The 20,243-nt window shown below is 65.5% G+C and carries 20 protein-coding genes; 7 read left to right on the plus strand and 13 right to left on the minus strand.

The window, feature by feature from the left end:
- Positions 1-233 precede the first annotated feature (233 nt).
- Positions 234-1,826, minus strand: a complete 1,593-nt coding sequence (locus tag ACPTTF_RS09650; protein ID WP_166964663.1) for an ABC-F family ATPase — start codon at positions 1,824-1,826, stop codon at positions 234-236.
- 170 nt (positions 1,827-1,996) lie between these two features.
- Between ACPTTF_RS09650 and ACPTTF_RS09655 the strand changes: the two genes are divergently transcribed.
- A complete protein-coding gene (locus ACPTTF_RS09655; protein WP_423371048.1) occupies positions 1,997-2,449 on the plus strand; it encodes a lipocalin-like domain-containing protein in 453 nt (150 codons plus the stop codon).
- A 204-nt stretch (positions 2,450-2,653) separates the two neighbouring features.
- On the opposite strand, the gene ACPTTF_RS09660 is transcribed toward ACPTTF_RS09655, so the two are convergent.
- Positions 2,654-4,948, minus strand: coding sequence for an AsmA family protein (locus ACPTTF_RS09660; RefSeq protein WP_423371049.1), 2,295 nt, complete (start codon positions 4,946-4,948; stop codon positions 2,654-2,656).
- Positions 4,949-5,100: 152 nt separating this feature from the next.
- Here ACPTTF_RS09660 and ACPTTF_RS09665 point away from each other — a divergent pair, with 152 nt between their 5' ends.
- Together ACPTTF_RS09665 and ACPTTF_RS09670 are read left to right on the plus strand one after the other, a co-directional pair.
- Positions 5,101-5,802: an ABC transporter ATP-binding protein gene (locus ACPTTF_RS09665; RefSeq protein WP_423371050.1), complete on the plus strand. Its 702-nt coding sequence runs from the start codon at positions 5,101-5,103 to the stop codon at positions 5,800-5,802.
- Positions 5,799-6,602, plus strand: coding sequence for an ABC transporter permease (locus ACPTTF_RS09670; RefSeq protein ID WP_021159773.1), 804 nt, complete (start codon positions 5,799-5,801; stop codon positions 6,600-6,602). Before ACPTTF_RS09665 ends, ACPTTF_RS09670 begins: the two co-directional genes overlap by 4 nt.
- Positions 6,603-6,643: 41 nt before the next feature.
- Here ACPTTF_RS09670 and ACPTTF_RS09675 read toward each other — a convergent pair whose 3' ends face one another.
- The 3 genes from ACPTTF_RS09675 to ACPTTF_RS09685 form a co-directional block, all read right to left on the minus strand.
- Positions 6,644-7,117: a PliI family lysozyme inhibitor of I-type lysozyme gene (locus ACPTTF_RS09675; RefSeq protein ID WP_423371051.1), complete on the minus strand. Its 474-nt coding sequence runs from the start codon at positions 7,115-7,117 to the stop codon at positions 6,644-6,646.
- A gap of 251 nt (positions 7,118-7,368) precedes the next feature.
- A complete protein-coding gene (locus ACPTTF_RS09680; protein ID WP_166964674.1) occupies positions 7,369-7,920 on the minus strand; it encodes a DUF6013 family protein in 552 nt (183 codons plus the stop codon).
- Positions 7,921-8,079: 159 nt separating this feature from the next.
- Positions 8,080-9,096, minus strand: a complete 1,017-nt coding sequence (locus ACPTTF_RS09685) for a zinc-binding alcohol dehydrogenase family protein (protein ID WP_423391169.1) — start codon at positions 9,094-9,096, stop codon at positions 8,080-8,082.
- 122 nt (positions 9,097-9,218) lie between these two features.
- On the opposite strand from ACPTTF_RS09685, the gene ACPTTF_RS09690 reads away from it, so the two are divergent.
- Both ACPTTF_RS09690 and serB read left to right on the plus strand, forming a co-directional pair.
- Positions 9,219-10,160: a LysR family transcriptional regulator gene (locus ACPTTF_RS09690; protein WP_166964678.1), complete on the plus strand. Its 942-nt coding sequence runs from the start codon at positions 9,219-9,221 to the stop codon at positions 10,158-10,160.
- A 191-nt stretch (positions 10,161-10,351) separates the two neighbouring features.
- Complete coding sequence (gene serB, locus ACPTTF_RS09695; RefSeq protein WP_166964680.1) at positions 10,352-11,197, plus strand: phosphoserine phosphatase SerB; 846 nt, start codon at positions 10,352-10,354, stop codon at positions 11,195-11,197.
- 87 nt (positions 11,198-11,284) lie between these two features.
- Here serB and ACPTTF_RS09700 read toward each other — a convergent pair whose 3' ends face one another.
- The 4 genes from ACPTTF_RS09700 to rimO form a co-directional block, all read right to left on the minus strand.
- The gene (locus tag ACPTTF_RS09700) at positions 11,285-12,466 is read right to left on the minus strand and encodes a cystathionine beta-lyase (RefSeq protein WP_423371052.1); all 1,182 of its coding nucleotides are present in this window, start codon (positions 12,464-12,466) and stop codon (positions 11,285-11,287) included.
- Between the two features lie 113 nt (positions 12,467-12,579).
- Complete coding sequence (locus ACPTTF_RS09705; protein WP_166964683.1) at positions 12,580-13,122, minus strand: hypothetical protein; 543 nt, start codon at positions 13,120-13,122, stop codon at positions 12,580-12,582.
- Between the two features lie 95 nt (positions 13,123-13,217).
- The gene (locus ACPTTF_RS09710; protein ID WP_423371053.1) at positions 13,218-14,144 is read right to left on the minus strand and encodes a sugar kinase; all 927 of its coding nucleotides are present in this window, start codon (positions 14,142-14,144) and stop codon (positions 13,218-13,220) included.
- A 3-nt stretch (positions 14,145-14,147) separates the two neighbouring features.
- A complete protein-coding gene (rimO, locus tag ACPTTF_RS09715) occupies positions 14,148-15,509 on the minus strand; it encodes a 30S ribosomal protein S12 methylthiotransferase RimO (protein WP_166964687.1) in 1,362 nt (453 codons plus the stop codon).
- 377 nt (positions 15,510-15,886) lie between these two features.
- Here rimO and ACPTTF_RS09720 point away from each other — a divergent pair, with 377 nt between their 5' ends.
- Positions 15,887-16,336 (plus strand): DUF4430 domain-containing protein, encoded by a 450-nt coding sequence (locus tag ACPTTF_RS09720; RefSeq protein WP_423371054.1) that lies wholly within the window; start codon positions 15,887-15,889, stop codon positions 16,334-16,336.
- 95 nt (positions 16,337-16,431) lie between these two features.
- Here ACPTTF_RS09720 and ACPTTF_RS09725 read toward each other — a convergent pair whose 3' ends face one another.
- Both ACPTTF_RS09725 and ACPTTF_RS09730 read right to left on the minus strand, forming a co-directional pair.
- A complete protein-coding gene (locus ACPTTF_RS09725; protein ID WP_423371055.1) occupies positions 16,432-16,599 on the minus strand; it encodes a hypothetical protein in 168 nt (55 codons plus the stop codon).
- The gene (locus tag ACPTTF_RS09730) at positions 16,592-16,834 is read right to left on the minus strand and encodes a hypothetical protein (protein ID WP_423371056.1); all 243 of its coding nucleotides are present in this window, start codon (positions 16,832-16,834) and stop codon (positions 16,592-16,594) included. Before ACPTTF_RS09730 ends, ACPTTF_RS09725 begins: the two co-directional genes overlap by 8 nt.
- Positions 16,835-17,618: 784 nt before the next feature.
- Here ACPTTF_RS09730 and ACPTTF_RS09735 point away from each other — a divergent pair.
- Entirely contained in the window at positions 17,619-17,873 is a 255-nt protein-coding gene (locus tag ACPTTF_RS09735) for a hypothetical protein (protein ID WP_423371057.1), read from the plus strand.
- A 16-nt stretch (positions 17,874-17,889) separates the two neighbouring features.
- On the opposite strand, the gene ACPTTF_RS09740 is transcribed toward ACPTTF_RS09735, so the two are convergent.
- Both ACPTTF_RS09740 and ACPTTF_RS09745 read right to left on the minus strand, forming a co-directional pair.
- The gene (locus ACPTTF_RS09740) at positions 17,890-18,930 is read right to left on the minus strand and encodes an NAD(P)/FAD-dependent oxidoreductase (RefSeq protein WP_423371058.1); all 1,041 of its coding nucleotides are present in this window, start codon (positions 18,928-18,930) and stop codon (positions 17,890-17,892) included.
- A 210-nt stretch (positions 18,931-19,140) separates the two neighbouring features.
- On the minus strand, positions 19,141-19,986 hold the full coding sequence (locus ACPTTF_RS09745; RefSeq protein WP_423371059.1) for a lysozyme inhibitor LprI family protein: 846 nt from the start codon (positions 19,984-19,986) through the stop codon (positions 19,141-19,143).
- Positions 19,987-20,243 lie beyond the last annotated feature (257 nt).

Genomic DNA, 20,243 nt, shown 5'->3' on the forward strand with positions numbered 1-20,243 from the left:
TTCGGCCTCATTCCGCAACAGACTGCATAGAGGCGCAGGAGCGGGGCCAACTAGAGAATGACGAGGAAGCAGCGAAGCCAGAGAATCGGCGCGACGACAAGGAGGACTAGAAGAACAAAAAGGCGACACTGAGCGCCCGAAGCCCCGGGTACAACAAAAAGCCCGCCGAGTACAACTCGGCGGGCCTCTTGGGTACAATCGGGTACATCAGATTGGGTACAAACGGGCGGGTTTTACTCCTGCCCCTGACTCGTCAGGAATTCCTCGTAGTTACCGCCGAAGTCGAACAGCGTGCTGTCCGTCCGCACTTCGATGATCCGGTTCGCCAGCCCGCTCACGAATTCGCGGTCGTGGGACACGAAAATCAGCGTGCCTTCGAACTGTTCGAGCGCGATCTGCAGCGACTCGATCGACTCCATGTCCATGTGGTTGGTCGGCTCGTCCATCAGCAGCACGTTGTGGCGGCCGAGCATCAGCTTGCCCCAGATCATGCGGCCCTTCTCGCCGCCCGACAGCACCTTCACCGACTTCTTGATGTCGTCCGACGAGAACAGCAGGCGGCCCAGCGTGCCGCGCACCATCGTTTCATCATCGCCGTCCTTGCGGTACTGGTCGATCCAGTCCATCAGCGTGATGTCGTTCGGGAACTCCTCGTACGTGTCCTGCGGCATGTAGCCGACATTCGCGTTCTCGGACCACTTCACCGTGCCGTGTTCGAGCGCGAGCGCGCCGAGCAGCGAACGCAGCAGCGTCGTCTTGCCTGCACCGTTCTCGCCGATGATCGCGATGCGCTCGCCCGGCTGCACCGACAGGTTGAAGTTCTGGAAGATCGTACGCTCGTACTTCTTCGTGATGTCTTCAGCTACCACCGCGACGTTGTGCAGCTTCTTCTCGAACTCGAAACGGATGAACGGGTTCTGGCGCGACGACGGCTTGAATTCCTCGATCTTGATCTTGTCGATCTGCTTCGCGCGGCTGGTTGCCTGGCGGGCCTTCGACTTGTTCGCCGAGAAGCGGCGCACGAAGTCCTGCAGTTCGGCCACGCGCTCCTTCGCACGCGTGTTCGCCGCGGCCTGGCGCTCGCGCGCCTGTGCCGATGCGAGCATGTAGTCGTCGTAGTTGCCCGGCCAGACCTTCAGCGTGCCGAAGTCCATGTCGGCCATGTGCGTGCACACCGAGTTCAGGAAGTGACGATCGTGCGAAATGATGATCATCGTCGAGTTGTACTCGTTGAGCGTCTGCTCGAGCCAACGGATCGAATTGATGTCGAGGTTGTTGGTCGGTTCGTCGAGCAGCAGCACGTCCGGCTTCGAGAACAGCGCCTGCGCGAGCAGCACGCGCAGCTTCCAGCCCGGCGCGACGTCGCTCATCGTGCCGGTGTGGAACTTCTCCTCGATGCCGATGCCGAGCAGCAGCGCGCCTGCGCGCGCTTCGGCGTCGTAGCCGCCGTATTCGGCGAACTTGCCTTCGAGCTCGGCGGCGTGCATGTAGTCGTCGTCGGTGGCTTCGGGGTTCGCGTAGATCGCGTCACGCTCGGTCATCGCGGCCCACATTTCGGTGTGGCCCATCATGACGACGTCGAGCACGCGCACGTCTTCGTACGCGAACTGATCCTGGCGCAGCTTGCCCAGGCGGACGTTCGGCTCCAGCGCGACGTTGCCGGCGCTCGGCTCGAGGTCGCTGCCGAGGATCTTCATGAACGTCGACTTGCCACAGCCGTTCGCGCCGATCAGACCATAGCGGTTGCCCTCGCCGAATTTGACCGAGATATTCTCGAACAGGGGCTTTGGCCCGAATTGCATCGTGATGTTGGCAGTAGAAAGCACGGCAGGTCCCGTTAAAGGATAAATCGACGGAAAACCGTGTATTTTAGCAGGTGTCGGAGAAACTGCCGACCACGCCGTTCCCGCAGCGCATTCCAGGCCCCCTGGCCGGCCGCGCGGCGGCCCGCCAACACGACGGCACGCGCCCCACCGCCGCCCTACCGGAATCCCGCATGCTTGCCAGCCAGCTTCGCGAACAACTCGTCGGCGCGTGGCGCCTCGTGTCCTACGAAGTCCGCCCGCGGGACGGCAGTGCAATCGCCTATCCGCTCGGCCGCGACGCGCGCGGCTGGATTCTCTATACGCGGGACGGCTACATGTCGGCCCAGCTGATGGCCGCCGGCCGGCCGCCGTACGCGAACGGCGACCTGCACCACGGCGCAGAGGACGAGTGCGCGGCCGCCGCGCGCGGCTACATCGCCTATTCAGGCCCCTTTCATGTCGGCGACGACGGCACGCTGACCCACGAAATGGACGTCAGCCTGTTCCCGAACTGGGTCGGCAACATCCAGCAGCGAATCGCCAGGCTCGACGGCGATCGCCTGCAGATCGGCCCCTCCGCCCCGGTGCGGATCGACGGCCGGGAAGTCGACCCCGTGCTGCTGTGGGCGCGCGCGGGCCGCTGACGCGTCGCGGGCGGACATCACGGCGCCTGCCCGGTACTGCCGGGCGGCTGGCCGTTTCTGCGTTTCTGCGTTTCTGCGTTTCTGCGTTTCTGCGTTTCTGCGTTTCTGCGTTTCTGCGTTTCTTCGTGTCTGCGTGTCTGCGCGACGCACGCGGCGGTTGCATCGCGCGCCCACGCGTCGCGTTCGTCGCGCTACGTGCATCCATCACTTGCCGGCTTTCGCCGCCGCCCGCTGCGCGGCCTTCGCATTCATCTGGCCGAACAGCTCCGAGCACGGCACATCCTTGTTGTTGCTCGGCGCGATCAGCGGAATCAAGGCCGCGAACGGGTTGATCAGGCCGAGGCCGAGCATCGCACCGGCGCGCAGCGCGAGCGCGGTCGCATCGACGCCGACGTTCGGGTTCTTGAACGTGCCCTTCGCATACAGCGGCGAGCGCAGCGAGAAGATCCGGAAGCCCTTCGTATGCGGATGGATCTTCAGGTCGAGCGTTTCGTCGCGCAGGCTGATCGGGCCGTCGACGTTGATCAGCGCGTCGTCCGTATCGAGCGCGAACACCTTCGGGTCGAGAATGCCGTTGGTCGCGACGAAGTCGATCGCCGCGCAGTTGATCTTCACGTCGTTGTTGCCGAACAGCTTCTCGTAGACGACGTTCGCGACGTTCAGCCCCGCCGCTTCCATCAGCAGGCGGCTGATGCGGCCGTCCGTCACGAGCGCCTTCACTTCCCCGTTCGACGTCGCGGCCAGCGCGGCCGGCGAGTTGCCGGTCGCCGACAGCGACGCATCGCCGTTGATCTCGCCGAGCGCCGACTGCATGACCTTCTGCGCCGGGAACAGTTGCTTCAGCTTCAGGTGCCGCGCAGCCACCGTGAAGCGGCCCTTCAGCGGCGCGCCGCTGCCGTCGAGGCGCGCGGTCGTCGCGAGCGTGCCGCCCGCGACGCCGAACTGCAGCGGCTCGAGCGACAGCACACCGTCCTGCATCACGATATGCGTGTACAGGTTGGTGATCGGCAGGTCCGAACTCTTGACCAGCTTGCGCCCCGTGAACTTGACGTCCGCATCGAGCGCACGCCAGCGGTCGGTGCGGAACGTCTCGACCGGCAGCACGCGGCTCGACGGCTGTTTCGTCGTGTCGCCGCGCTTGGCCTTGCTCGCGGCCGTATCCGCACCGATCACCGGGGCGAGATCGGAGAACTGCAGCAGATTCGACACGAGTTCGCCCGACAGCTTCGGCCGCGGTTCGCGCTGCTCGTAGGCCAGCGTTCCGCCAAGATCGCTGCCGCCGACGCGGCCGTTGAAATTCTCGTAGCGGAACGTGCTTGCGTGCCGCTTGAAGTTGCCGATCAGACGCCCTTCGGTCGCGTAAGGCGGCGTATCGGGCAGCGTGATGCCGCTGAGCTGATAAAGATGCGACATCGACGTGCCCTGCAGCCAGAGTCGCAGGTCGATGGCCGCGAGATGCATCGGATCGGTCAGCGTGCCGACGATCGCGAGCCGCGTGTCGCCGGCCTTCACGTCGGCCTGCAGCGGGAACGGCCGCGACGCATCCTGGATCGCCAGCACGCCGCCAAGCTTGCCGGTACCGGTGATCGGCACGTTCTTGTAGCGACCGTCGACCTTCAGCCCGAACGCATAGGTCGGGCCGGACGGCTTCGCGGGCGCAGCGGCACCGGTTGCGCCGCTTGCACTGGAAGCGGCAGCAGCAACCGATGCTGAAGCGGTGGACGACGACGCAGCCGGCACCGCGGCAGGCGCGGCCGAAGCCCCCTCCACCGACGCCGCACTCGCAGCCTGCGCGGCGGACGCGCTCGACGCAGCCTCCGCGTTGGCCTTTGCGCTCAGTTGCGCGGCGCCGTGCTTGCCGACACGCTGCGCCGATGCCGCGCGCGACGTCTGCTCCTGCTCCTTCAGCACGTCGCCGAGCGGAATCGGCTGCCCGAGCGTATCGATCGCGACGGTCAGGTCGGCCTTCGTGATCGCGTCGCGATACGTGACGGTGCCCTTCGCGAAGCCGAAGCTGTCGAGCCGCACTTTCCACGGCGACGGCTGCGACGATTGCTTGAACTGGAAGGTCCACGTGTTGCGGCCGTCGGCAAGCCGCTCGAGGTCGACGGCCGGATTCACAACGTCGATCGACGGGATGACGATTTCATGCGCGAGCAGCGGCAGGATCGCGAGATCGAAGTGCGCGGCGTCGAGCGTGACGAACTTGGGCGTCTTCGCCCAGTCGGGGTTGCCGATCTCGAGCTGCGTGGCCGAAAAGCTCGGCCAGGGCACCCAGGCGCGCCAGCCGGTTTCGCCGTCGGGGCGGCGCCAGCCGACCTTCAGGTCGCCGTTGATCGCGAACGGGCGGCCGAGGGCGGCACTCACCTGTTCGTTGACCCACGGCTTCGCGCGGTTCCAGTCGAAGACGAAAAGAAAGACGCCGGCCGCCGCGATGAGCACCGCGACGATACCGACGATCCATGCAGCCGATTTGCCGATGGCTCGGGTAAGCGTCATGGCGGTTCCGTTGTTGTTCTGAAATGTTGCCGCACCATGCCGGGCCGCTTGCGTGGACGAACGGCGCACGACACCCGCGGCTTTTCAATCGGTATTATGACGCACGCCATGGTGACGCTTCGACGCCATTAACGCTTTTTTTCATTTGTGACATGACAGCCCCCACCGGCCTCATCGATGCACAGCGCATCACGCGGCGCGATGCCAGCAGCGGCAAGACCTTGCTCGCCCCGACCGATTTCAGCCTCGCAGCAGGATCGCGAATTGCTATCACCGGGCCGTCCGGGTCGGGCAAGAGCGTGCTGCTGCGCGCGCTCGCGCTGCTCGACCCGCTCGACGGCGGCCACATCCTGTGGCGCGGCGAACGGATCCGGCGCAGTGCGATCCCGCGTTACCGGCGCAGCGTCGCCTATGTACGCCAGCGCCCCGCGCAGATGGACGGCACCGTCGAATCGCAGTTGCGCTATCCGTATTCGCTCGCGATCTATCGTGACGTGGCGTTCGATCGCGCGCGCGCCGAAGCGCTCGCCGCGCAGGCCGGCCGCGGCGCCGATTTTCTCGACAAGCGCGCAAGCGACCTGTCGGGCGGCGAAGCGCAGATCGCCGCGCTGCTGCGCGTGCTGCAGCTCGACCCCGACGTGCTGCTGCTCGACGAGCCGACCTCCGCGCTCGATCCCGAATCGGCGCGTGCGATCGAGGCGCTCGTCGGTGCGTGGTTCGACGCGGCACCCGACGCCCGCGCGTACATGTGGATCTCGCACGATCCGGCCCAGGCCGCGCGGATCGGCACGATGCGGCTCGTGATGCAGGCCGGCGTGATGCACGTTGCAAACCCGACGGAGGCAACGCAATGAGCCCCGCACTGCAGGACCTGAGCCTCGTCGACGTCGGCATCGCCGCCGCGCTCGTCGCGGTCAACGGCGCGATCTCGATGGCACTGTCGCTCGGCCTCGGCCGCAAGCTCGCGCTCGCGGCCGTGCGCACCGTCGTGCAGTTGCTCGCGATCGGCTATGTGCTCGGCTGGGTATTCGGTCATCCTCACTGGTACATCGTGCTGCCGCTCACCGCGCTGATGACCTTGATCGCCGGGTTCGCCGGCGCGGGGCGCGGCAAACGCACCTACCGCGGCCAGCGCATCGACAGCATCGCGTCGATCTGGTTCAGCAGCTGGTTCGTCGCGGCGGTCGGCCTGTTCGTCGTGATCCGCATCCATCCGTGGTACGCACCGCAATACGCGATTCCGATCCTCGGGATGATTCTCGGCAATACGCTCACGGGCGTGTCGCTCGGCGTCGAGCGGATGATGGAAGAGCTCACGGCGCGCCGCGACCGTGTCGAAACCGCACTCGCGCTCGGCGCGACGCGCTGGGAAGCCGCGCAGGACGCTGCGCGCCAGGCCGTGCGCGCAGGCATGCTGCCGACGCTGAACCAGATGGCCGTCGTCGGCGTCGTCAGCCTGCCGGGGATGATGACGGGCCAGGTGCTCGCCGGCCAGTCGCCGCTGCAGGCCGTGCGCTACCAGATCGTGATCATGTTCCTGATCGCCGCGGCTTCCGCGCTCGGCACCGTCGGTGCGGTACTGATGACCTATCGCCGGCTGTTCTCGGCCGATCACCGCTTTCTCGCATCGCGGCTCGAAGAACGCGCGCACTGACACGCGGTGTCACCGCGCGCGGCGTTCGCGCGGTTCGCTGGTCAGCGCACGCCGCGGCGTTTGCCGATCGCCTGCCGCAATGCCGCCGCGATGTCCGCGTCCGGCGCGAGCCCGTCGACCGACGCAACGAGCCGCACCGCGCGCGGCGTCGTCACATAGGCCTGCGCGCCGACATAACCGCCGCTGCCGGCCGAGCGTGTGGTCACGACAAGCGCCTGCGGCGCCCGCGCGCCGAGGTCGGCCGTAAACGCATCGGTGACCGTACCGTCACGTGCATGCAGCACGCCTGTCACGTAATCGTCGGTATCGAAGCCGGGGGCCGCATGCGCGGTCGAATACACCCGCACCGCGTAGCTGCCGGTCGAGCACGGTTCGAGCGCGCCGCTCGACACGACCGCTACTTGCTGCCGCGACGGCAGCCCGACCTTTTTCACGAAACCGCAATCATCGGCCGCGTGTGCATGCGCGGCGACGAACGCAATGGCACACAGCATCGCGCGCATTCGGCATTTCATCGGGATGTCGTTACAGGAAGATGATGATGCGGGCGAGCATAGCGTGACATTCGCATGACGTCACGCGGGTCGCCACGCGACACTGCCGCACGCCGTGCTGCTGCCATACCGTTGCAGCAGCACGGTACCGCGAAGCAGATCGTGGGAAAGCATCGTGACGGCAACACGAAACGCTCATGTGTCGCCGGGCCGGCCCGCGAGTCGAATCCGTTGCGCGCGCACCGGTTCCGGCACCGGCCCGCGCGCGCCGCTCAGCGCTTGATCGACACCGTCACCTTCGTGCCGTCGCTCATCGAGATTGATTTCGAACCGCCGTTGGTCGGGATCGACACCCACTTCACCTGGCTCACCGACACGACGTCCGGGCATTGCAGCGACTTGCCGCCGACCGTCACGTTGCGCGTACCCTTCGGCGCGGACGCCTGGAAACTCATCTGCACGTTGGCGATCCCCTTCGCGTCGATCGACGGCGCGAGCCGCACCTGGGTCTGGCGCACCATCGCGCCGTTCTCGTCGCGCGGCAGGCTGTCGGCGTTCGGGCAACCGTCCGGCATCGCGACCGCACCGCTCGGCGGCACCGACTTCCAGTTGAAGTCGTCCGTCTCGCCCGAGCGGATCTTGCGGGTCTCCTGCGTATTGCCGAAGGTCTTCGAGTCGACCTTGACGGTGTATTCCAGCTGTCCGGTGCCGCCGCCCTTCAGGCTGCCCTTGACCGGCGGCGCCGCGAATACGCTCGCGCTGACACACGCCGCCGCGAACACGACCGACCACGATGCGGCGACTGACAAGCTGCGTTGGCTCATGCTGACCTCCTTGGTATGCGGCGGCACGCGCGTGCCGCGCGGTTTTCGATGCATGATGCGCTGCCAGTCTACCGCCAAGGAGGAGGCCGTGCGCCGCAAACGCATCGGGTGTTACCCCGCTTGCGTTCGCGGCGCCGTAACCTTACGCGCGATGCCGGCTCAGAAGCCGCTCAGCACGAGCTTGCCGATCGAGCGGCCGGCCTCGAGCAACTGGTGCGCGCGCCGCACGTTCGCGGCATTGATCGTGCCGAGCTGTTCGCCGAGCGTGGTGCGCAGCGTGCCGCCGTCGACGAGCCGCGCGACTTCGCCGAGGATCCGGTGCTGCTCGATCATGTCCGGTGTCTCGAACATCGCACGCGTGAACATGAACTCCCAGTGAAACGCGGCACTCTTCAACTTCAGCAGTTCGACCGGCACCGGCTTGTCGTTCTCGACGATCGTGCAAATGCCGCCCTGCGGCCGGATTACCTCCGCAGCGGCAGGAAAATGACGATCCGTATCGTTGAAAATCAGCACGTAGTCGACGTTCGGATGCCCGGCCTCGCGCAACTGCGCAGGCAAGTCGCCGAAATGGTCGACCACCGCATCCGCGCCCAGCGCGCGCACCCATTCGGCCGACGCCGGCCGCGACGCGGTCGCGATCACGTGCAGCTTGCCCAGCGCCTTCGCGAGCCGGATCGCGATCGAGCCCACGCCGCCCGCGCCGCCAATGATCAGCACCGACTTGCCGGCGTCCGCGCCCTGCGGCGACACATGCAGCCGGTCGAACAGCGCTTCCCACGCGGTCAGTGCGGTGAGCGGCAGTGCGGCCGCCGCGGCGAAATCGAGCGTACGCGGCTTCAGCGCGGCGATCCGCTCGTCGACCGTATGGAATTCGCTGTTCGCGCCGGGCCGCGTGATGCTGCCCGCGTAGAACACTTCGTCGCCGGGCCGGAACAACGTGACGTCGGCGCCGACCGCGACCACCGTGCCGGCCGCATCCCAGCCGAGCACGCGCGGCGTGTCCTCGACCTGCGGCTTCGGCGCGCGCACCTTGGTGTCCACCGGGTTCACGGAAATCGCCTCGACCTTCACGAGCAGGTCGCGCGGGCCCGGCACGGGCTGCGGCAGCTCCACGTCGAGCAAGGCTTGCGGGTCGTCGATCGGCAGATAACGGGTCAGTCCAACGGCCTTCATCATGAAACTCCTTCAGGGAAACCTGGGGGCCGCGGCGCAGCCCCATGAACGTCATCGTAGGCAACCCGATCATTCGAGAAAACCGCTATATTTCCTGAAACATTTTCAGGAATTTCAGAATAATGGCCTTCGACCCGATTCCGGCCCCCGACAAGCCGCTCGACCTGCTCGACGTCGCGCTGTTCGTTCGCGCGGCACTGCTCGCGAACGTCACCGCAGCCGGGCGCGAATTCGGCGTGTCGGCCGCGGTCGCGAGCGCGCGCATCGCGCAGCTCGAGCGGCAGCTCGGCGCACGGCTGCTGCACCGCACCACGCGCCGCATCAGCCTCACGCAGGACGGCGAAGTTTTCATGGCGCACGCCGACACGCTGTTATCGGCCGCCGACGCCGCGCGCGCGTCGGTCGGCCACGGCCGCACCGAGCCGTACGGCCGGCTGAAGGTGTCGATGTCGTCGTCGTTCGGCCGGCAGCATGTCGCGCCGGTGATTCCCGCCTTCCTGCGCCGCTATCCGTCCGTGTCGCTCGACCTGCGGCTGTCGGACGAGATCGTCGATCTCGTCGACGACGGCTACGACATCGCGATCCGCCTCGGCGCGCTGAAGGATTCGACACTCGTCGCGCGCAAGCTCGCCGTGAACCGTCGCGTGCTGTGCTGCTCGCCCGCGTATCTTGCCGAGCACGGCACGCCGCGCCATCCGGCCGACCTCGCGCAGCATGAGTGCGTGATCCTCGGCGACCAGCGCGACTGGTCGTTCGCCACACCGCAAGGCCCGCTCACCGTGCGGGTCGGCGGCCGGCTCGTCGCGAGCAACGGCGAGGCCATCCGCGAAGCGCTCGTCGACGGCTTCGGGATCGCGATCAAGTCGACCTGGGACGTCGGGCCGCTACTCGCGAGCGGCGCGCTCGTCACGGTGCTCGACGACTATCCGTTCGCGGAGGACATCGCGATCTGGGCCGTTTATCCGAGCCGCGCGCACGTGCCGCTGAAAACGCTCGCCTTCATCGCGTTCCTCGCCGAGCATTTCGGCGATCCGCCTTATTGGGATCGCGCGGACGAACGTTAGGCACAAGTGCTCGTACTCGCGCCGCGAACGTGCCGTTTCGCGTCCGGCCTCAGGATTCGTACCGGCCCCGACCGAGCGGCTACAATGACGCGTTCGCGACGCAATGGCCCGCAGCCGAACGGGGCCACGCACGCAGACGGCCGCCCATTTTGGCCGCGCACGCTTTTCATTCGCCTCCCAATCATCCCGTCATGACCCACAACCTCGTCATCCAGAGTCTTGCGCCGCTGTCGGACGCCCATCACAAACCGCTGCTCGCGTTGTCGCGCGGCACCCGCATCGTGCAGACCGACGATCATGCGCTGCGTATCGAAAACGCGAGCCCCGCACAGCGCCTCGACATCGACGCGTACTGCGGCACGCACGCGCTCGACTTCGCATTCGTCGAGGCCGGCCGCACGCTCGCCGATTTCGGGCTCGCCGTGATGGACATGGATTCGACGCTGATCACGATCGAATGCATCGACGAGATCGCCGATTTCTGCGGCCTGAAAACGCAGGTCGCCGAGATCACCGAAGCGTCGATGCGCGGCGAGATCCGCGACTTCAACGAAAGCCTCACGCGCCGCGTCGCGCTGCTGGCCGGGCTCGACGCGCACGCGCTCGAACGCGTGTACGAGGAACGGCTGCAACTGACGCCGGGCGCCGAGACGATGCTCGCCGGCGTGAAGGCCGCCGGCATGAAGACGCTGCTCGTGTCGGGCGGCTTCACGTTCTTCACCGAGCGGCTGAAGGCGCGCCTCGGCCTCGACTACGCGCATGCGAACACGCTCGAGATCGTCGACGGCAAGCTGACCGGCAAGGTGCTCGGCGAAATCGTCAACGCCGACGTGAAGGCGCGCCTGCTGCGCGAGACGTGCGCGTCGCTCGGCCTCGAGCCGAGCCGTGCGATCGCGATGGGCGACGGGTCGAACGACCTGAAGATGATGGCCGAAGCCGGGCTGTCGGTCGCGTACCACGCGAAGCCGGTCGTGCGCGACGCGGCAACGGTCGCGTTCGACCACGTCGGCCTCGACGGGCTGCTGCGGCTGTTCTGATCCTGTCGCGCGTCAAATGAAAAACGCCGGCGCGATGTTGCATCGCGCCGGCGTTTTGTCGTTCCGACGAACGATATCGGCTGTTGATCAGCCGAGTACGGCCTGCATCGCGCGCTCGATATCCGCGCGCAGGTCGGCTTCGTCTTCCAGGCCGACATAGAAACGCACCAGCGTGCCGCGATGCGGCCAGTCCGGACGCATCGACGCGACGTCGTAAGGCATCGCGAGGCTGCATGCGCCGCCCCAGCTCCAGCCGATCGCGAACAGTTCGAGCGACTCGACGAAGCGGTCGATCTGCTCCGCGCTATAGCGTTCGTCGAACACCACCGAGAACAACCCGCCCGCGCCGGTGAAATCGCGCACGAACGACGCATGCCCCGGGCAATCGGCGATCTGCGGATGCAGCACCGACGCGATCTCCGGCCGCGCCTTCAGCCAGTGCGCCAGCGCGAGTGCGCTCTTGCTGTGTGCGTCGAAGCGCACCTGCATGCTCGGCAGGCTGCGCAGCACGAGCGAGCAATCGTCGACCGACACGCCGACGCCGCAGCGCATCCGTGCGAGCTTCAGCTTTGCTTGCAACTCGGCATCCGCGGTGATCGTCGCGCCCATCAGCACATCGCTGCCGCCCGACTGGTACTTGGTCAGTGCCTGCACCGAGATGTCGACGCCGTGTTCGAACGGCTTGAACGCGAGGCCGGCCGAAAAGGTGTTGTCGATCGCGGTGACGATGCCGCGCGCCTTCGCGGCCGCCGTGATCGCCCGCACGTCGGGCACTTCCATCGTCACCGAGCCGGGCGCCTCGATCCAGATCAGCCGCGTGTTCGGCTGGATCAGGTCGGCGATGCCGGCACCGACCAGCGGATCGTAGAAGCGCGCGGTGATGCCGAAATCCTTCGCGAGCCAGTTGCCGAAATCGGCGTTCGGCCCGTACACGTTGTGCGGAATCAGCACGTCGTCGCCGGTTTTCACGATCCCGAAGTAGACGTTCATGATGGCCGCGAGGCCCGACGGCTGCAGCAGCGCATGCGTGCCGCCCTCGATCTCGGCGAGCCGCTGCGCGAGCGCGAGCGACGTCGGCGTCGCGTGCAGCCCGTAGCGCCACTGGTTGTCGTTGTGCCAGACGAGCGCACGCATCGTCGCGAGATCGGGGAACACGACCGTCGACGCACGCGCGACCGGCGGCACGAACGAACGGAAACCTTCCGGGATCACGTCGTCGGGTTGAACGATGCGGGTTTGCAGCGCGCGCTTGGGAGTGGATGCAGTCATGTCGGGAAGCCGGGCACGAGGCCGTTCGGTTGCGGAATATGTCGCTAGATTAGCCAAGATCGGCGCAATTGGCCCGGTACAATGCGCGCCGCGCGCGCCGAGCCAGCGCGGGTTCAGTCGTCGGTGCGCAGATTGACCACGCCACCCACCGTCTCGATTTCCTGCACGCGACCGTCGCGCACCTGTAGCGCCGCGCGCTTGCCCGGCGCGAGACGCAGCACGACGGGCTGCGGATCCGACTCGTCCGAATTCATCCGGTCGGCCTTCAGGGCGCCCGTCGCGTCGAAGCGGCCGACCCACACACCCGTGATGTTCGTGCCGTCGTTCGATTCCTCGATTTCAAGCGTGTCGCCGTCGCGATCGCCCGCGAGCAGCACGACCTCGCCCGTATCGGCGAACTGGTATTCACCGTGCACGCCTTCCTCGTCCGTCTTCGGGCCGAGATGCACGACGATCGGCCGGTCGCCCAGCGTGCCTTCGTAGCGCGGCAGGCGGGCAAACTCGGGATTCGGCTTCAGCGGCCGCGCCGCTGCCGGTTCATCCTGCTGCACGCCCGGCGCGACGGCCTGCGCCGTGACCACACCTGGCACCGCCATGCCCGCCGCCAGCGCTCCCGCGACGACGAGCGCCCGTTGCCATTGCGAATATCGACCCACCTTGTGTTGCTCCTTGCTTCAGATTCGCTCGAAAATCGCGGCGATGCCCTGCCCGCCGTGCCGTGCCGTGCCGTGGCCGGCGCGCGCATGCCGCATCAGCCTTGCATCAGGCGCTCCACCGCCTCGCGCTGCGGAATCGGCGCGACCGCGCCGTAGCCCGTCGTCGACAGCGCCGCCGCCGCATTCGCATAACGCGCCGCCGCGAACGGATCGTCGCCCGCGACGATCCGCGCGACGAAGGCACCGCCGAAGCAGTCGCCCGCGCCCGTCGCGTCGACGGCTTCGACCGCGAAGCCCGGCACGACGCGCCGCTCGTTCGGCGTCGCCACGTAGGCGCCTTCCTTGCCGAGCTTCAGCGCAACGACCTGCGGCCCGTGTTCGAGCATCACGTCGACGATCGCGTCACGATCGTTCGCGCCCGTGATGGCCGTCACGTCGTCCCAGCTCGGCAGGCAGATATCCGTCTGGCGCAGCGCCTCGCGCATCACCGCGCGGGCGCGCGGCAGCGGCCAGAGCTTCAGGCGCAGGTTCGTGTCGAAGGTGACCTTCGCACCGTTGCGGCGCGCGTGGTCGATCGCCGCGAACGCGGCGTCGCACGCGGCCGTGCTGATCGCGAGGCTGATGCCCGACAGGTGCACGGCCTTCGCGGCGGCCAGTGCGTCAAGCGGCAGGTCGCCGGCTGCATAGCGGCTCGCCGCCGAGCCCGCGCGCAGGTAGTCGAACTGGTGGCCGTCGGCGCCGTGCGTGACGAAATACACGCCGGTCGGCGCCGCGCGGTCGATCCGCACGTACGTCGTGTCGACGCGTTCCGCGCGCCACATGTCGGCCAGCAGCCGGCCGAACGGATCGTCGCCGATCGCCGACACGAAGCCCGTCGACGCGCCCTGGCGCGCCGCGGCGATGCAGAAGTTCGACGTGTCGCCGCCGAAGCCTTGCAGGAATTCAGGCCGGCCCGGCTGCGACTGGTTGAATTCGATCATCGCCTCGCCGAGCGCGAGAATCTCCGGAAATGCGGCGGTCATCGCTTACACCTCGCCCCACAGATCGTGGCCGTCGGCGCCCGTGATCTTCACGGACACGAAATCGCCGACCTTGTAGCGCTTCGAGGCCTTCGCTGCCGGCTCGACATAGACGACGCCGTCGATCTCCGGCGCATCGGCCGCCGTACGGCCGATGCCGCCTTCCTCGCTGACTTCGTCGATCAGCACCTTGAGGGTCTTGCCGACCTTGCGCTGGATGCGGTTCGCCGACACTTCCTCGGCCACTTCCATGAAGCGTGCACGACGTTCCTCGCGAACGTCATCCGGCAGCGCGCCGTCGAGTTCGTTTGCCGTCGCGCCTTCGACCGGCGAATACGCGAAGCAGCCGACGCGATCGAGCTCCGCCTCGCGGATGAAGTCCAGCAGCGTTTCGAACTGCTCTTCCGTCTCGCCGGGGAAGCCCGCGATGAACGTGCTGCGGATCGTCAGGTCCGGACAGATCTCGCGCCACTTCTGCACGCGCTCGAGTACCTTCTCGGCGTTCGCCGGACGCTTCATGCGCTTCAGCACTTCCGGATGCGCGTGCTGGAACGGCACGTCGAGATACGGCAGCACGTGGCCCTTGAACGGACCTTCGGCCATCAGCGGAATCACTTCGTCGACGCTCGGATACGGGTACACGTAATGCAGGCGCACCCATGCGCCGTACTGCGCGGCGAGTTCGCCGAGCGCGGCGACGAGGTCGGTCATGCGCGTCTTGATCGGCTTGCCGTTCCAGAAGCCCGTGCGGTACTTCACGTCGACGCCGTACGCGCTCGTGTCCTGCGAGATCACGAGCAGTTCCTTCACGCCCGACTTGAACAGGTTCTCGGCTTCCAGCATCACTTCGGCGACCGGGCGCGACACGAGGTCGCCGCGCATCGACGGGATGATGCAGAACGTGCAGCGGTGGTTGCAGCCTTCGGAGATCTTCAGGTACGCGTAGTGGCGCGGCGTGAGCTTGATGCCCGCCGCGGGCACGAGATCCGTGAACGGGTCGTGCGGCTTCGGCAGGTGCGAATGCACGGCCTGCATCACTTCGCCCACCGCATGCGGGCCGGTGACGGCGAGCACCTTCGGATGGACTTCCTCGATCAGGTTCGAGCCGCTGGCACTCGACTTGGCGCCGAGACAGCCGGTGACGATCACCTTGCCGTTCTCGGTCAGCGCTTCGCCGATCGCGTCGAGGCTTTCCTGCACGGCTTCGTCGATGAAGCCGCAGGTGTTCACGACGACGAGGTCGGCGCCGTCGTAGGTGCCGGAGATTTCATAACCTTCGGCACGCAGTTGCGTGATGATCTGTTCGGAATCGACGAGGGCTTTCGGGCACCCGAGGGATACGAACCCTACTTTGGGGGATTGGGACATCTGGAATGTGGGGGCGTGGCAGCAAAAGCGTGAGTTTACAGCGATTTAGGGGTGGCGAGGCAAAATCGGGCAGCCGTCGGCAGCGCAACCCGCACCGGTTGGCCGCCCGATGGGAAGCCGATCATGAAACGACGCTTGATGCATCCCTTTCGCACCGGGACGAAGGGCTATCGGCCTACCATCAGCGGCACGTCCGACAAGGTGCGTTGGACGTCTTCCTGCGTGCAGTCGAGTGTGCACAGGTGCCGGCCGGCTCTGTGCTGATCTATTGAAACCCTCCACTGACTAGAGGTCGCAGCAAACGTACCCTCATTGCATTGAATAGCAGGAAGGCGTCGCCTATGCTGATACGGTCACGCAAAAAAACGGGGGTAATCATGAGCGACCTTAATCCGATTGTCATTCGCGCGATCGACACCCGGAGCGGCCAACAGATACTCGAATACACCGTGCCATTCTCGCCAAAGATCACCGTCCGACAAGTACTCGAACAAGCTTTTCTAATTGGTCAGACGCCGACAAGTCCCGACCCATTCCTTTTCACTTTCGAATATTACGGGTACAGTCAGTCCACCCAATTTCCCGGCTACATGGGATACGAACTCGAAAGCATCAATGGAGATTCGTACAATGGCGAGTACTACTGGGAATTGCAAGTGGACGGTGTGGCGACGCAGTCTGGCGCAGACACGACCTTCCCAAACCCCGGATCAACGATCAGCTGGCTGTACGTCTCCGTGCCTGCGGATTCTAGTCGCGTCAGCCCACGCCTTACTGCAATTCAAAAGCGTCACGCATCGCGTACTCGTAGAGCTTCGCAAGGTTGATCCATCCCGGTGAACCACAGAAGCAAGAATGGCAACGGCGCCTCACGGCGCCGTTGTTGTTTCACAGACCGAAGAGCATCCGCATCCGACTGGCTTCATAAGCGATCGAAAGCGGCAGGCACCAGCCGTTGCAACCACACTTTGAATGCCTGCCCCTTCTGCTCCATCAACGCGTCCCGCCAGACGACGCTGGCGGAACGCTTACTTTGGATCAGAATCCGGAACACAAAATTAAAAATTACAGCAACGGCATTCTTATTCAATAATAATCGGCACCGAATCACCTTCAATCGTGAATCCACTCCGCTCACCCTGGCTAGCCACATCCTGCCAAATGATTACAAGGGTTTTCGTTTTCCCCGGAGCCGGATCACCAACATAAGTATTGTTTGCAGTGAATTTTCGATCCCCCCTCACATACCCCGCCTTGATTTCATCGGTGCATTCACGCGTTTGCTCATGATATCCATACCACGCACTCAAAATAGCGGCTGCCATAATTTTATCTCCTTACTCAGGTACGGTTAATGAAACGCCAACCAATTTCGCTGAAATTGCACATTAAATCCTGTGCACAACCAAAATATCCCTTTCCGCGCAACAAATCCATTACACTCGATTACACGAAATCAATGAAATTCAGGAAACAAAGCAACTCGCCATTCAACAATCAATCACCCAGCACGCACCAGGATCAACCCTGCAGTTTGTTGCCGCACGCAAGCGACCGCCCTATTTCGTCAGCGGTTCGATAACGGACTGGAGTTGCGTCCGGAAGTGAGGTTTGTACCCGTTGCGGCTATACGTTGGCGAGAGCCGCTGGGCCCACCCCGGATACCAATAGCCTTGATACGAATCGTGTTCCGAGATCGTTCTCGCGCTCTGATATGCATGTCATCGGGAACGGAACGGAGAGCTTCCGGATCCGGCTTGCCATGATTCGTCGACGCGTCGTCACGCTCCCCACAACCGGCGACGCACAGGGTACGGCCGGCGATTCTGCCGAGCACGATGGCAAGCGCACCATGAATTCACGTATCTCGGCGATCCTGTTCTCTCGCGCACGCCCTCTTACCGTCAGGCCTGTTCGATCCAGAACGTCGTTGCGCAGTGCTTGCCCGATTGACGCAGGCGAAACGGGGCATCTACGCATCGCCTTACGCGACGGCTCCATGGCGCTCCATCGACGCCACGAACCTCACAAAAAATCACCCCGGATGCGCCCGCCCGCTATGCGAAAATCCAGGCACCCATCCTATTCAACCGACCCAACGGGGTTCGCATGACCACGCACATCACAATCGAATTCACCGAGCACGCAGCGGAAGCCATCGGCGAGCAGACCAGCACCAGCTTTTCATATGACCAGGGCGCACACGTGCCGCAACCGGGCGACTTCGTCGAACTCGAGAATTCGAGCCAAACGTTTTTCGTGATCGGCCGCGTGTTTTCGCTCAAGGCCAACTACAGCGCGGTCAAGCTCGTGCTCGACCTTCCTCCGCCGGACGGCGAGCAGGATTTCGATCCGGCGCACTGACGGGCGACGAGACGCGTTACGCACCCAGGATCGCGCTCGCGGCCAGTCGCCCAAGTCGGGGGGCCAGAATCACTCCGGGATGCGCAACGACGGCATAGACGCCGGCAACACCCGGCAAAAATCCGTTGATCGGCGCCCCGTCGTTCGTCATCGGCCGGGGCGCCGATTTCGCGGAGAGCAGCGTGACGGTCGGCGGATCGACAAACAGCGCTGAAATAGCCGAGGCCGTACGTGCAGCAAGCGCTGCAAGCCCGCCATCCCCCTCTTCCGGAGGATCCGCAGCCGACAGCAGGCTGCCCGCCGGGCCAACACGCACTTCGAGATCCTGCCCGTAGAGCAAGTGGCTGATCAGCCCCGGTTCGGCCGCGAAACGCATCAGGACGGCCGGCTCTTCGCGAACCGGCAAGGACACGCCCAGACCCGCGGCGATGGCAACCGCGGAAGCTGCATTCGCCAGGACGACGACATCCGCCGGCACATGCCCGTTCGCGGTATGCACACCGACAGCGCGCCCATTACGCGTTTCGACCGCATCGACTGCACAACCGCACCGAATCCGCGCACCGGCCGCTTGCGCACCGGCCAGCAACTGACGCGTCAAGTCGATCGGCTCGACCACGAAATCGTCCGGTGCCCATGCAATCAGCTCGGGAAGCCGTGCAAGACGCGGCTCCAGCCGGGCCACCTCTCGACGCCCCAACGCTTCCATTTGCACGCCCGCCGCACGCTGCTCGTCGATCAGTGCAGCGGTCTGCGCATCCGTGTCCAGCCAGACAAGTGCCCCGCGCGTCGTCACCGGCAACGGGCCCAGCTCACGCTCAAGCCGGGCGAACTCCGGAAGCGCTCCGAGCGTGCGAGAGAATCGGGACGGGTTTTCGGAAGGAAGTGCGCTGCCGGTGCCCACCCAGCCGAACGACCAGCGAGTCGCGCCGCCTGCGGCCGCCGTCTGTTTTTCCAGAAGCGTGACCCGCGCACCTGATCGCGCAAGATGCCACGCGGTGGACGCACCGACGATGCCTGCGCCAACCACGACGACGCGCAGCGGGTTGTATCTCATGAGTGACATTCGGAAGTCGCGGGATTCCGACTATACCGTCCGCCCCCTTTTCGCCGCTGTGCGGTTGCCTGCCGCCCATCATTGCGAATCGTCTCGCCCTCTCGCGCCCGGCACCGAACCGATCGATCGACATCCGCGGCACGCGAGACGGGCTGACGAAACAAAAAAGCCCGCCGAAGCGGGCCTTGCTCGAACACCGGACTCGGCAATTCACCGCATGTCCGGAAACACCGACGCCTTCAGGCACCGATCGAACCAAACCGCATCGTCTCCGTCGCCGATCGGCCACATTTCCGCGTCGAGTTGCGGCAACCCGGTTACCGGCGCCGACGCGTGGTTATCGCCGCCGGACGCCCCCGCGCGCATCCACCCCGATTGCGTGCCACCGTTGTCGCATGCACTCGCATGCGCCTGTGTTTCGCAGAACGCCACGGGGCGCACCTTCCCGCCGTCGGCCGCACTCACCGACCGGTACTGATAGACCGCACCGGTCGCCCAGTCCTCGCTCTGGCTGCAGACCCGCGCACGATGCTGCACATGGACCGCACCGAAACACGCATAGGAAACGTGCGCGCCACGCGCATCGTCGGGAATGAAATCGCAGTTTGCATCGAAACCGGTGAGTGGGCCGCCCGTGAAATTCGCGAGCCACTTGCGCTCGGCCTGTGCACGCGCGATCAACCCCTTATCCGATTGATCGGCCAGCACGGCGGTGCGCCGGTCGATTGCCTTGCGCACTTCGTCGACGGCCAGCGGGCGGCCTTCGTAGTCGGCGTCGAGACGATTGTTGCGCGCGTCGATCCAGCGGCGCTGGCTACGCACCAGCATGTCGCGGATAGCCGTGTCCGGCGCGGCCTTCAGCGCGCCCGCGTACGCCGAATTCATCCGCGCGTCGGCCGCGCGCAGCACCGGGCTCGCGCAGATGCGCTTCTCGATCCGCTGCACGGCTTTCGCGCAATCCATCGCAAAGGCCGGTAGCGCCACGCCAACGCCCATCATGAACATCGAAGCAAGACCAGCCAGCCTGCCGGCCGATGCCATTCGAATCCCTCGCATGCTCTCTCTCAGTCGGTTTTTTCTTGGTCGCACTGCATCGATGCGGCATCGCCCGTCACCGCCTGCTGTGCCCGGGCACCGGTATCGCATTTCGCCGAAGGTAGCCTCCACGCTTCACCGGGCAGCGCCGCTCATGGTACGCGCGCCTGCACGAACGCACACCGTCCGGCGCGACGCGCCCCGGTGTTTCTTCGCTGGTGACTGGATCTCGATCGACTGGACGACGGTCATGCACGCCCGAACCCGGCGCGCGCATT

This window comes from Burkholderia crassaminum (genome assembly GCF_964265005.1).
In the GTDB taxonomy this organism is placed as follows: Bacteria; Pseudomonadota; Gammaproteobacteria; order Burkholderiales; family Burkholderiaceae; genus Burkholderia.

What these genes read in the sequence shown, in the direction of transcription:
- ACPTTF_RS09655 (WP_423371048.1), top strand. Translation starts at nt 1,997, where the DNA reads ATGCTTGCCAGCCAGCTTCGCGAACAACTCGTCGGCGCGTGGCGCCTC.
- ACPTTF_RS09660 (WP_423371049.1), bottom strand. Translation starts at nt 4,948, where the DNA reads ATGACGCTTACCCGAGCCATCGGCAAATCGGCTGCATGGATCGTCGGT.
- ACPTTF_RS09665 (WP_423371050.1), top strand. Translation starts at nt 5,101, where the DNA reads ATGACAGCCCCCACCGGCCTCATCGATGCACAGCGCATCACGCGGCGC.
- ACPTTF_RS09670 (WP_021159773.1), top strand. Translation starts at nt 5,799, where the DNA reads ATGAGCCCCGCACTGCAGGACCTGAGCCTCGTCGACGTCGGCATCGCC.
- ACPTTF_RS09675 (WP_423371051.1), bottom strand. Translation starts at nt 7,117, where the DNA reads ATGAAATGCCGAATGCGCGCGATGCTGTGTGCCATTGCGTTCGTCGCC.
- ACPTTF_RS09680 (WP_166964674.1), bottom strand. Translation starts at nt 7,920, where the DNA reads ATGAGCCAACGCAGCTTGTCAGTCGCCGCATCGTGGTCGGTCGTGTTC.
- ACPTTF_RS09685 (WP_423391169.1), bottom strand. Translation starts at nt 9,096, where the DNA reads ATGAAGGCCGTTGGACTGACCCGTTATCTGCCGATCGACGACCCGCAA.
- ACPTTF_RS09690 (WP_166964678.1), top strand. Translation starts at nt 9,219, where the DNA reads ATGGCCTTCGACCCGATTCCGGCCCCCGACAAGCCGCTCGACCTGCTC.
- serB (WP_166964680.1), top strand. Translation starts at nt 10,352, where the DNA reads ATGACCCACAACCTCGTCATCCAGAGTCTTGCGCCGCTGTCGGACGCC.
- ACPTTF_RS09700 (WP_423371052.1), bottom strand. Translation starts at nt 12,466, where the DNA reads ATGACTGCATCCACTCCCAAGCGCGCGCTGCAAACCCGCATCGTTCAA.
- ACPTTF_RS09710 (WP_423371053.1), bottom strand. Translation starts at nt 14,144, where the DNA reads ATGACCGCCGCATTTCCGGAGATTCTCGCGCTCGGCGAGGCGATGATC.
- rimO (WP_166964687.1), bottom strand. Translation starts at nt 15,509, where the DNA reads ATGTCCCAATCCCCCAAAGTAGGGTTCGTATCCCTCGGGTGCCCGAAA.
- ACPTTF_RS09720 (WP_423371054.1), top strand. Translation starts at nt 15,887, where the DNA reads ATGAGCGACCTTAATCCGATTGTCATTCGCGCGATCGACACCCGGAGC.
- ACPTTF_RS09730 (WP_423371056.1), bottom strand. Translation starts at nt 16,834, where the DNA reads ATGGCAGCCGCTATTTTGAGTGCGTGGTATGGATATCATGAGCAAACG.
- ACPTTF_RS09735 (WP_423371057.1), top strand. Translation starts at nt 17,619, where the DNA reads ATGACCACGCACATCACAATCGAATTCACCGAGCACGCAGCGGAAGCC.
- ACPTTF_RS09740 (WP_423371058.1), bottom strand. Translation starts at nt 18,930, where the DNA reads ATGAGATACAACCCGCTGCGCGTCGTCGTGGTTGGCGCAGGCATCGTC.
- ACPTTF_RS09745 (WP_423371059.1), bottom strand. Translation starts at nt 19,986, where the DNA reads ATGCGAGGGATTCGAATGGCATCGGCCGGCAGGCTGGCTGGTCTTGCT.